This is a genomic window from Phaeodactylibacter xiamenensis (assembly GCF_000759025.1).
Lineage (GTDB): Bacteria > Bacteroidota > Bacteroidia > Chitinophagales > Saprospiraceae > Phaeodactylibacter > Phaeodactylibacter xiamenensis.
This window is the reverse complement of sequence record NZ_JPOS01000079.1, coordinates 159119-171865: the sequence shown is the minus strand read 5'-3', so window position 1 is coordinate 171865 and position 12747 is coordinate 159119. Positions and strand designations below refer to the sequence as shown.

2 protein-coding genes are annotated in these 12747 nt (G+C 53.4%); both read right to left on the bottom strand.

Translation table 11 applies throughout. The annotated features are described in order from the left end of the window. Window positions 1-14: 14 nt before the first annotated feature. Window positions 15-11510 (bottom strand): PKD domain-containing protein, encoded by an 11496-nt coding sequence (locus IX84_RS20660; protein WP_044225211.1) that lies wholly within the window; start codon window positions 11508-11510, stop codon window positions 15-17. 109 nt (window positions 11511-11619) lie between these two features. Further along, on the bottom strand, window positions 11620-12639 hold the full coding sequence (locus IX84_RS31270) for a phage tail protein (protein ID WP_052516246.1): 1020 nt from the start codon (window positions 12637-12639) through the stop codon (window positions 11620-11622). Window positions 12640-12747 lie beyond the last annotated feature (108 nt).

Here is a 12747-nt window from a genome sequence, read left to right as displayed (position 1 = left end):
TGGAGCGTTTGGGTTTAGTGGTGCTGATTTTGCTTCAAAACAGGCAGGGTAACGGTATGCCCTGCGCCAGTAATCATCCGAACCAGGTAATAGCCATTCGGGACTTGCAGCGGTAACCTCCACTGCTGTTGCCCCTGTCCCTGCCAGTGCCCCTCCCAAAGCAGCTGCCCCTGATAGTTGCGAATGTCCAAATGATAGGTGTCTGCCTTCGGAGCTTGCAAGGTGATCGTCAACACCTCATCAAATGGGTTAGGCATCACGATGATTTTGGGCATAGGGCCGCTAGGGACCAACTCTTGTGCTGTGGGGGCCTGAACCTCCACCCACTGAGCAGACCGATGCGTACAGTCGAGGGCATCCTGCACCCGGAGCTCGCTTATATAATTGCCCGGCACCGGGTAAGTATGCTGGACCACTGGCCCGGTGGCAGTAGTACCATCTCCAAAGTCCCATTCGTAATGCCAGTCTGCAGCCAGTGTGTCTGCGCTGAACACCACCGGATGACCGGTCAGCGCTACAGAATCAGTAATACGGCTAAAGGTAGCGGAAGGCTGAACCACTTCAATATAAAAGGCAACACTATCTGAAGGACAACCATGCAACATCGCTACCGCAGTACCGGACCAGTGACTATTAAGGCTGTCTTGAGCCCAGGTTACACCGGTTGAAAATCCTTCGGTAGTACTGTTCCAGTGCACCGTAGCGTCCGCCATAGCGTGGTAAGCCTCCACACTTGCCGGTGCCCCCAGGCAAATCGCTGTCCCCTGGGGGTATCCGATTTCCGGAACCGGTACACCTTCCGGCCTGAGTCCTATAGTGACGCTATCGGTTAGCGAAAGCCCCAGGCCATCCGTAAGGGTGATGTGGTAAATACCGGGTGAAACTCCGGTCAACGCTGCTCCCTCCTGCCCGTTGCTCCAGGTAAAAGTCAATGGAGGCTCCAGTCCACTCCACCAGGTGATTTCAGCTCCGGCAGTGGTATCGGCTGCGCAGTAGCCTTCCCGGGTTTCAAACCAGACGCCCGCCGGGGAATTGTAAAGCGACAATGGCTGCCCAAAGCTGCCAGCGATTCCATCCGGAATAAATTCGAAGGTATCGGTGCAGCGATAGACCCGGTCCGCGCTGGCGTCGTAGAGCAAGAGTTCGATTTCTTCATCACCGGCACTGCCGTAGATTAGCATCGCTACCATGAACTGGTCAAGTGCAGTAATTTCTCCCAACTGGGCGGTTCCTCGGCAGACTCCGTTTATAAAGGCCGCCACACGGTCCTGTGGATCAATGGATACTATACTGTCAAAGTGAACAGTAGCCGTCAGCACCATGCTGGAAGGATACTGGCTGGGGTCCACCTTCCAGGTGGAGGGGTCGGCCGGATTGGCTTTGGGTAAGGGTTGAGCTTGGCGCAGCCCTGTTCCACCCTGCAAGCCATCGGTTGCTCCCGGATAATCCAGAAAGGCCATATCATTCGCCTTAAGCTGGTAAGCATAATTGGGCCGTAGGTACTGCATATTGTTTGATGCCAGCCACATTCCCGCGCTGGCATCGTACATGGCAAACTGATTGTTCAATCCAGGGGCTTGAGGCACCGTCTTGATTTCTTCACCGGCATCACTTGGCGTGATCTGAAGGGCTTCATTAATCCCCATCTCCTGCTGCAGCGGAAAGCCGATCAGATTCCAGCCATTATCCAGCTCAATGATAGAATAGGCCGCGTCTCTGCCCGTAACGCGCAGGGTATCATCGGGGCCATTCAGGTAAAGGAGGTAGCCGTCCTCCGGCTGTATGGTATCCAAGCCGTTCAGGCTGAACCAGCCCAGCCCCTCGACGTAGCCGGCCGATTGGTCGCGGGTTTTGAGAATATCGCCATCCTGGGGAGCTTGCAACTCCCGAAGCACAGCGTTGACACTATTGTCCGGCTCTTCGGAATTGAAGGACAGCCAGGTGTAGCCACCGCCGCCATCGCCCGCCCCATTCACCGGGATGTAGCGCGCCCGGTTTTTTGCAGGGTCAATTAGCAATAACTCTGGCTCGGCAAAGGTGCCGATAGTGCTCCCTTCTCCAAATACGGGTTTGGCTTCGTAAATACCGGGGTAAGCATTATACTCTATGCCCGGATCCGCGTCCCATACCCGGAACTGCAGTGGCCGGCCGGCATCTTCTGCATTGCCGTAAACCGCAATCACCGCCGCGTATTCGCCCGGGAGTATCTCTCGTAATTGCCCGATGCCCCGGATTTCGTTATCCATCCAAACGGAAATAAGGTCGAGTGAATCCGTCGATACCTCTTCCGGTCCGCTGAAGCTGTAGTTGGCAATCACCGTTTGCGTGCTGCTATACTGGCTGGGGTCAAGGTTCCAATAGGGCGGCTCCCGGAACACATTAACTTTCAACTTAACATCCTGCGACCCCTGTATGGAAAGCCCGGATTGGGAAGCCACAGTAAGGGTTGCCACGGTATCGCCTACGGGTAGCATTCCCGCATCCACCTCGAATACCAATGGCGTGGCTACCCCGGATGGGGCAGTACCACTTGGTGTAGCTGTGCTCAGCCACGGATAATCGGCTAGCCCCTGTACCTGGAAGTCCACGCTTGCATTCACGGTGGTGAAAAGATTGAAGGCAGCGGCACCCCGCTGGCTTTGGTAAAGGGAGAGCTCCTGCTCCGCCGGCAGCACGAAAACATCCCGGCCAATAACTTCGAAGGACCATTCAAAATCCCCTTCGTAGGTATTGCCAAAGGGGTCGCGCACATTCCTGATCTGAACCTGTAGCTCCTGCCCGTCCAAATCTTGTATGGGAAGGGCAGGGTCAATCAACAAGGTATTGTCGTTATTGAAGCAAATGAGTTCAGCTTCCAGCGTGTCGCCGGTTGTCAGGCTGCGCAAAATCATTTGCAGGGAGTCCAGCTCACCACATCCGATATCCTGATTGAAGCGGATGCTGATTTCATCACCGATCTGCAGGCGCTCATCAGCGGGTTCGGTGACTCCAAATAGCCGGTCCACCTGCCGGGCAATGCGCCCGCGGATGATATTGGAGAAAATCCGGCCATCGGTGCCGCAATTGCTGATGGCTCTGACTTCGTAGATACCGTCAAAGTAGGTGTTGTTTTCGGTAATATCCCAAATGAAATAATAGGCGGCAGGCTCCCCGGGCCCAAAGTTAGCCGCATTATACGCCAGCAGGGTATCTGCCGGGATGGGGTTGATGCCGCCTGCCAAATCCTCCGGGGCTATCCTTTGCCAGCTGGCTCCGGTACCGATCGGCCGGTATTGCAATTCTATGCTTCGCAAGGCTGTATTTTCTACTTCATAATCCTGAATTTTGATTTCCAGCTGTTCCCGGCTGTTCTCATCCAAAGGGTTACGGGCGTTGATGACCCAATCGTTGCCGGGTGAGGTGATGGTGACATCGCTGCAGGGGTGATCGAAGTACGTACTGATGTAGACGGTGTCGCGCAGGGCATCAAGGACGGGGTCTCCATCAATGCAACTGGGGCGGAGGATGATGCCAATACTATCAAATTGATACCGGTCAATGGAGCGTTCCATAACAATGGGAACGATTATGGGATTGTCAGCAGCGAGGGTGTTAAACACCACTCCATCTTCGGAGCTGGTTCCGACTTCATCCCCATTGAGATTAATGATGGCACCATTAGGATTCGAAAGGCCATCTACGTACAGGCTCACATCCCGGGCCTCTCCAAATGGATTGAGGTTGGTCATTTGCAAATAAAATACCGCCCCATCGTCCGGCGCCAGATTGCGTTGCTCAAGGAAATCAAACGTACTCTGAGTTTCCGGATCGTAGAGTGCCAGGTCCACCTGATCGCGCTGAATAGCCCCCTCTTCGGGTGGGCAGGAGGAGCGGCCACCCAGGAGCTGGAAGTAGGGAGAGTGGCCAGGCGTGCGGGCTTTGATGGCAGTTACGCTGAACTGGTCGCCAGGGTCGTCATCAGAAAGCACGTAACCGGTGATGGTTTGTATGGTGGTATCCGTATAGTAAGAGTGCCCCCATCTGAAACGCCCCCCGTTGGCCAAACCGATACGGTTCTCGGTGGTGAGATTTGTTGTACCTACGATAACACCAAACCCGGTACTTAAGGTCAGCTCCCTCGAACCTAAAAAACCACCGGAAATCTGGAAGTACGCTTCCTGTTCGTGCATCTCCTCCGAGCTCGAAAAACGCCTTACCACACTTTGTTTTTCAATTTCAATACCTCCCGAGAAGGTAGTGTTCTCCACTTCTTCAAAAAGGCCTATGCCGGCCTGTACATCAGATATTCTATCCTCGATTTCGTCTACCTCCAGATATAAGGAGTCCAGCCAATAGCCCATTATACTGGAGGCCCTGGTGTAGGCATCCTTGAGGCTATTGTCGAAAATGACCGTTTCATTCGGCACGAAGTCAGCTCCCTGGCCGTTTCCAATCATTGAGCAAAATGACTCCTGCTCTTCTTTGGCATTATTAACCCTTTCCTGAATGTCTGCTTTGTCCAGCCCATCAAAATCATCATCCGCCAGGCAACTGATATCAAACCCAAATATATCTTTTCCGCACTCATTTATTCTGCCCTCCCTTTTCAACTCATCATACATCAGGTCCCCATCAAGTGTCATGGCACACAGTTGATTGTAAGGAACTGACTTGCGCCCGTGGTAGTCCAAAACGTTCTCCCAATTGTTGCGCTCAGTCTCTAAGCGGACAATGGTGCTCTCTGTGCTCAGCTCAACCCCGTCTACTGCGAGTTGCAAAAGACCTGCTTCCACCTCTTGTATCTGCCGTTCCCGCTCTTCAATTAATGCCTCGATCTGCTCAACGGTATACAGCCAATCCGTTCTTATTCCATTAGGAGCAATACTGAGTATTTCTCTCTTCTCCACCGCACAATCCTCCTCTGCCAAAAGAATCTGTTGCCCGATTCCATACTGAGTGGACATACCGACTCCAACGAGTACATCTGCGTCTCTTCCGACAAATCTGGGGTCGGCAGAGGTGGAAATTCTTTCCCGTGTCGTAAACTCCATGGAATATACCGTCTGATCACTATCTGTTACGGTCCCTCCCACCTCTCCGTTGGCAAAGAACCCAAGCCCTAACGCAGTAAATCCCTGATTGGTAAATGCACTTCCTAAGTAAGAGTTGTTATCATAATCTACGTAGGACACAGACACGGTTTCTCCTTCTTCTATGTAGGAGTAACTATGATCACCGGGCGGATCTCTAAGTACCAATACCGGTAATTTGAACTGATCATCGTTCAGCTCAACAATAATATCATTTCCCGGAAGCTGATCGGTTCCGGTAACCAGCACACTCAGGCGCCGTTCTGCCAACAAGTCTCCGGTCGGCGAAAAGTAACTAATACGTACTCCTTTCAGGTGAGGAGCAACTAAATTTGGGAACCCTCCTGTAAAAGCATACGGAAGAAACTGCCCGTTTTCGTCTAGTTCAATCGTTTGTGTTTGTACTTCAGCTGCTGAATTGTTGATCACTAAATAGCCTTCCGTCACCGGGCACTCCTGGCCACGGTGGGTTTGGCTTACCGCAAATTGAACGGTATACTCTTCGCCCTGCATTATGACTCGCGGCCGGTCCGGGTCTCCGCAGGCGAGTGTCCCGAACGGCGTCAGGAGCTGTATCCCCGCCGGCTTGTGATAAACCAATTCTATACGGGCAAGGCTGTCCAAATTAAGCGCCCCTCCAGATGCGTCGTACTGCTGGTGTAAGGCCAGGATATCGGCTGTGGCAGGCCGGGGCCGCAGGTAGTCCCGGACCAGCAAATTGCCGGCGACTTTGGGTTCAACCTCTCGGACACTGATTTGGAGCCCATTAACCGGCGGCAAGGATAAGGTTAATTGGCCATTTGCATTCGTGAGCGCGGTACGGAAAAAACCACCCTGCGGCCGGTTGACTTCTATCTCGTACCGTCCGAAATCGGTGGGAGGCCCACCGCAGACTGTGGTAACTGCGATGTCGAAGTCATAAGTAATCCTGTCCTCAAAATTGAGTTCCGTTACCGTTGGTAAAGCGCTGAGGTTTGCAAATTCTGCCTGTGTGGTTGCCTCAAAATCGTGGCGGATCAGGAGCGTATCTGACCCATCCAAAAACTGACTAGTTTCCGAGATTAGGATTTCAATTCGTTGTAAGCCTTCCAGGTCCGGCTGTACATTGAAACTATACCGGCCATTTTTATCCGTCATGACTTCTTCGAGCTCAAGTTCCGGTGAAACCTGAGTATTGGGTGTAAAATGGTACTTCCGCATTACCGTTGCACCAGGGATAGCGATGTCTGTACCCGCGTACAGTGCCCTTCCTTCGACGACGTAGGCAGTATTGTCGAAAAACGTGATATTATTGAAAGACCAGATTTGAGGTGTAAATTCCACCTCTTTGTTATTATTTATGAATTCATGGTCTTGGTACGAAACGCTGACGGTGTAAGCCGCTGTTTCTTCTCCATAAAAAACCCCTTCAATGCTATACTTGCCATCCGGCCCGGATACCGCTTCGTAGCGATATTCCTCTCCGCCAATTATGCCAACTGCAGTAATCTCAGCCCCCGCCACAGGTGCTCCGCCAATGGCAGTCTGCACCCGACCGGCAATGCGCCCTTCGCTCTGCCGGTGGCCCCGGTCCGCTTTGGATTGGGCTGCTTCTCCGCTGTCTCCGATGGCTTCCACCCGGTATACGTACTCCTGTCCGGGCACGCCTTCGGTATCGTTATAAAAGGTGTTGGTGGGGTTCAATGTAGCCAGTGGTTCATCGTCGCGGTATACCCGGTACCCCTGCAGGGTATCGGTTGAAGCCGCCGACCAGTTGATGAGGGTCCGCGATTTGAAGGTGCCGTCTGAAGCCGTTACCTCCGTGAGCAGATTTTCATTCGCCCCGGTAAGCAAACAGGAGCCATGGTCATTGTTGATCTCGCCGGACCGGAAGATTTGGCCATGCGCCTCCCGGATGGATAATACCGTATACAGAAAAGGCCCTCCGAAATCTCCGTTTATAACGTCCGAAAAAGTACGCTGCCCGGCGGGTAGGGTCGCCACAATATCTGAGCCCCGCAAAATTCGCTGTTTGTCAACGTTCGCCTCAAAGGGGAGCTGCCAGGTGAGCTCCACGCGGTTTTCGAATTCATCGTCACTGGCCTCCAGCGCCGTACCCATGGGGGGATCAGGGTAATAATCCAGGGAACGTACTGTACCTTCGGAAAAAAAGTCCACGCCCTGCCGGGTGGCAAGCGCCCGCAGCTTCACTTCAAATTCTCGCCCCGGCCAGCCATTCGGGAGTTCAACGGTCACGGTATCATGGCCAATTTCCTCATAATTGACACTTAGCGTTTCCTCATAAAGCGTCCCACCTGCGTCCAGGCTCCTGATTTGCAACTCCACAGCATCAATCGCTTCGTAGGCATAGGGCAGCTTCAGCCGGGCCAGCCCCAGGCTTTCATCCGCTTCAAGCTGGGCCTGATCCACCTCGTGCAGTACAGGAAACACCACCTCCACTTCTTCGGGCAATGATGGGTACAGCTGCCCGTTGCGTTCCAGCAAGGCTACCAGTTCGTAGCTCGTGGAAGCCCCGGGAAATCCGCCCTGATCCAGCACCTCGAGGCTGTCCGGTGCGAATTGACCGATGAGCTCACCGCTGCGAAACAGCTGAAAACCGGAAACATGCCTGCCTTCGTAAGACCAGCTGAGCAGCACGCCATTCCGATCCGGATCAGGCACGGCTTCCAGATGGGGCGCAACGACTCCCGGAAACCTGACCTGCACACTGCGCAAAGGAGAGCGGCCCAGCTCGCTGCCATTGACCCTGCGCACCGCTTCCAGCTCGTAGCTGTATAGCTGCCCGGGGATACCGGTACTGTCTACCCACTCCATAGCTGCATGGCCACTGAGCTCTCCTATAACCACGCCATTGCGGATCAATCGGAAAAGGTCGGCTTCTGCCGTGGGGTGGCTCCACTGTAATGAGATCGTATTGAACCCCGTCAGATTAGGTGTAGCAGTGAGGTAGTCTACTGCTGCCAGGCGTGGAAAAACCTTGGGCAGGACTACACTCGCTCCGAGGAGCTTCCGGCCTTCGACAATAGCGTATGGCGTAATGGAATAATCGTAGTCAATCCCTCCAACCCCGGTAGAATCAGCGAGATACAGGGTACTGCCCCGTTTGGGCATCCGGGCCAGCAGCGTGGTATTGCGGTATACCTCAAAACCATCCAAACGCCCGGGGGTAGCCTGCCAGCTTAACAGGACGGCTTCCCCGCGAGGGCCATCTTCCGCTACCGCATTAATCACTCTGGCAATCCGGTTAGGTTGCGGGAAGTCCGGATAGGCGGCCGCTTGAAACTGATCCCGGAAGGTGAGGAATACATCCCCGCTCTCCAATTCGTTTTTATCAAAAGGCAAGGCATCAGCCACCAGGTGGAGGCTGCGCCCTTCTGTTCTGATTCGTACTTCATTATCATTGCCCATCATAGTGGGGGCAATCGCCGGTAAAACAAATGCCCCTGCATCGTTGGTCCAGCCCCGGGCCAGCACCCGCCCGTCACTGATCAGCTCTACCCGCGTACTGTCCAGGGCGAGGCTGGGAAGCGTTTCGGGCAGGATTCTTCCTTTGACCCGGTATCCATGCAACCGCTTGCCCTGATCACCAACCTTTACTGAAGTAGAAATTGCCCCGGATGACTGGTAAATGGCCTGAATAGCGTAAGAGGTCGATTGTCCAGGTATGGCTTCCTGGTCATAGAAGGCTCTCGCAACAGTGGGCAGGGTATCCACCACCTCACCATCCTTATAAATGACAAAATCAGACAGTTTGAAAACCGGGTAGTCCCAGGTCAGTACAACGTGGGAAGCGAGGTGCTCGGAGGCCTGGAAATTGGAAGGGGCTTCGAGATCATCATTATCCACCGGCAGAGCGCCACTGAATACTAACTCATCTAAAGGCCCGCTAACTATGCCTTCCGCCTGTTCTTTAAAGGGCCGCACTCTAACGACGACTCCTGTAAAGTTATTCGCTTCGCCATTGAAATGGTAAACCGACGCTGGCTCACCAATCCGAATGGTATCATGATACTCCAAATTAACACGAAAAATGAAGCCATCTGCATTGGTAAAATCGCTGCTGGAAAAGTCAGGATTGAGGGTGAGGATTGCCTTTCGAGTTGAGGGTGAATAATTAAAATCATAGGCATCTGAGGTAAATACATCGCTTGTCCCTCCAATGGGGCCAGAGGTTACCGCTTCTCCAAGGATTGTTGTATCCGGCCGTTGCAAAAAGGCTGCAATGCGATAGGATACAGATTTGAAAGGCAGCACGGTCAGGTCAGTAAACCGGGTAGTATCTCCCTTCAGAATGGTGCCAATCTCGTAATCGTTTCTAAAAACTTTATACCCTGTAAAAAACTGATCCTCCAGGGGGGGATCGGTTTGGTCATTCCAATCGATATAGGCATATCCGGGTTTATCTTCAACTCCAAGGCTTTGTGGGACTGGTAAGGGAGGGAAATCCATCTCCACGTCCTCCGGTTCCGATTCAGAAAGCCGGCTGCCGGTTTTGCGGTAAGCAGTCACTTCGTACTGATGGGTTTCGCCCGGGAAGCCGTAAAAATCCAGGAAGCTGGTCGCGGTAGATGGCAGCTCCTCAACCAGCTCCATGTCCCGGTATACCCGGAAACCGGTGATGTTGGCGGAAGGGTTGGACCAGTCCAGCCGGACAACGCCCCGCTCTATACCGCCCTGCAGCCCGGCCACCGGCGTCACTTCCGGGAAGGTGTTATTCCCCAGATTGTAGCGTACGACTAAAGCAGAATCGTTGCGGTAAAGGTAGGCCCGAACTTCATACAGGTAATTGTACCGGCCCTGCCCCGTGCGGTCCTTCAATGGGTAGACCGTATCATCTGACAGTGCGTCGAGCTTGCGGCCGAAGTCGACCAGTTGCCCCTCCCGGTACAATTGGAAGTAGACCGTGTCCCGGCTGGAAGCGCATTCGCCTGCCTGGGCAAGTTCATCGAGGCCGGCTTGCAGCCCCGGGTTGATCAGGCGCAGGCTGTCGTCAGCCAGTTCGGGCAATTCTGTGCTAAAGCCGAAATTGACTTTTTCATACCGGTATTTTGCCCGACTCATTCCGACCGGCTCTTCGCCAATCATCTGCCCGTCAGCCACCGCGCGCACGGTGAAGGTGGCGGAATCCCGGAAGTACAGGGCATCAAGCTGGTATAAACCCTGATCGTCAGTGGTGTCTGAATAGGTATAAGCCTGCCCCCGGATAGTAGCCGTGGCTGTAATTTCCACGCCTTTCAGGCCCACTCCGAGCGGCGTTCGTACCGCACCAGCGATATAACCGAAGGGCGGCAGGGTATCTCTGGCTTCTACTTCCACCAATAGCTCGTCTTCCTGATAGGCTTGCAGGCGATAGGTATTGAACTGGCCGAAAACGGGAAAGAAATCGGTGTATTCATTGGCGGGATTATCGGATAAATCCTGTTCGATTACAGCTTGATCATTGCGAAAAAGCGCAATGCGGGTGGCGTAGTCCCGAATATCTGCCCACGACAAAGCGATGAGGGTGTCCTGCGGTTGGCTTAGTGCATTGAACGCTATGGGCACTGTTTCACCATCGTCAACCGCCTCCGGATTGTTGTAGGTTTTATCGAAGCGCTCGCTATAGGCCGTGATGCGGTAAGTATAGATTTCTCCATTTTGTATGCTGTTGCTGTCCTGTGGCACAAAGCTGTCCGTAAATGTGAATACGGTTTCCTGAGCAGCAAAATCTCGGAGTGTCCCTGCCACCACTTCCCGGCCTGCCTCGTCTGTACGGTGAATGATGAACTCATTCGGCAGGTCAGAATGGCTCTCCCAGCTCAGTTTTATTTCGTGCAGGCTTTCCTCATCGGTGGCTTGCAGGGCTTCAATGGCCTGATAGGGTAAAGTCTGCCCTGTGGCTTCCAGGTTGCTGCAGGCCGTAATTTCATGGCCTGGCCCTACTAAATAGGTATTTAATTTGTACACGACGGTATGCCCCGGCCCTACGAAATGCCGCATACTATTCCGGACAACATTCACCACATCCTGTTGAATCAATTCTGCGTAAATCACTTCCGCTCCCTGATCAACGACGGATTCGTCGCCCATCGCTATAACTTCCACATAGACCCCTTCCGGAGCAGGCTGGCCGGGCTGACCGGGGTCAAGGAAACAAGTATTCGGCAGTACCCACCTTACTTCAACATAGGCATCGCTTTCGTTTTGGGCTGCGCTCAGCCCTACAGCCGCCTTGGGCGCGTTAGAGATTTCAGCGGGCACCGGAAGACCCCGGAAGGCGCTGCCGTTATTCCCTGCTAAGGTGCCGGCAGGTTGGTGCCCGCCAATACCAGAGCGAAAAGAACCGACAGCGGGGTTCGTACCTCCGCTGCCGCCAGAGGAAAGCGTACGCTGTGCAGCAGCAAAGGGATGGAACAGAAACAGGGCAACTGCGGCTGCCATGAGGTATTTAATCGTGTGCATATTCGGGGTAGAGTTAGGAGATTCAGAATTCGTTTTCAACGAGGTCGTTTCCCTGGCCTTGCTTTGCAAAAAGGGACGCCCCCCTGCCCTGAACTCTGCAGGATGCTATTTAATATCTGGCCTTGATTATGTAATTCAGCACCTGGAAGGGGGGCATATTGGGGTGGGGCTCGTTGCCGCCGGTCGGATCCGTGGTAAAATTATGCTGGTGAGCACTATTCTGACTATGTATTATTGATCCGGGGTTGTTGTTCTCGTGATCATCGGTCACAAACGAGCCAGTCCCGTCCTCTACCTGTGCTACATTATTTCCTCTGTGTTCGTGTTCACCATCATTATCCGTCTCCCCGGTATGCATATGCTCAGGCATTTCCTCCACGGTAAGGGTATGTTCCACTGTTCCACCGGTGCTGCCGAGCGTACTGAAGGTATCCTGCTGAGCGTGGTAGCCGAAAGGTGCCCTTCCCCGCAAATCGGGCAGATTGAAGGTATTGCCTGAACCACCATAACTGTTACCGATGACGGCGTATAAATCAGGGTACTCGCTTTGCTGCAATGCGCTCCCGTCGCATAGCAGCCAGCCATCGGGGGCAGAAGAGCCGGCAAAGGGGGTAACCATGCCAATAGGCAGCAGCCGGCTTAAGTAGTCAGCCTCAAGGGTGTTGGCTTCCTCCGCTACCATAGCCTGTGCCGAGGTGGATGAAAAGTAGGAAAAAGGGACCGATTTAAGCGGGGTGGTAGCCGATAGCGTATAATTGCCGCTTGAACCCGCCGGGTCAATTTCTTCTTTCAGGCAAAAATCGGCGGCAGACCAGTCTATGGCGCTGAAGTCACCGGCAGTTTGAGCGCCTTCCCCTATGACCACAGTAGCTACGCCGTTTTCATCGGTAGTCGTGGTATGGATTTCCTGATACTCTATATTACTCTCGTTGCACGCTGCAAGGATGTTGAACCGGAGCCCGACCGGGCTATTTGCTAGCAGAGCGCCCTCCGCGTCCCGAATGACCGCCTGATAGGTGAAGCCATCTGGTGCCTGGGCATGCAAGGTGTTTTGGTAGCCCGCCAGAAAGAACAAAATGATAGGTACGTACAGGAGGGAACCTCCCAAACCAAGGTTTAGATTGTGCATATTGTTTATTACTTTTTACTTAAATTACCTAAATGGTGAGTGCATGCCCAATAGGTTTGCCTGCAGGAGCAGCTTAATCGATTATCGGTAAGGGGTATAAAAGAGACA

What these genes read in the sequence shown, in the direction of transcription:
- IX84_RS31270 (WP_052516246.1), bottom strand. Translation starts at nt 12,639, where the DNA reads ATGCACAATCTAAACCTTGGTTTGGGAGGTTCCCTCCTGTACGTACCT.
- IX84_RS20660 (WP_044225211.1), bottom strand. Translation starts at nt 11,510, where the DNA reads ATGCACACGATTAAATACCTCATGGCAGCCGCAGTTGCCCTGTTTCTG.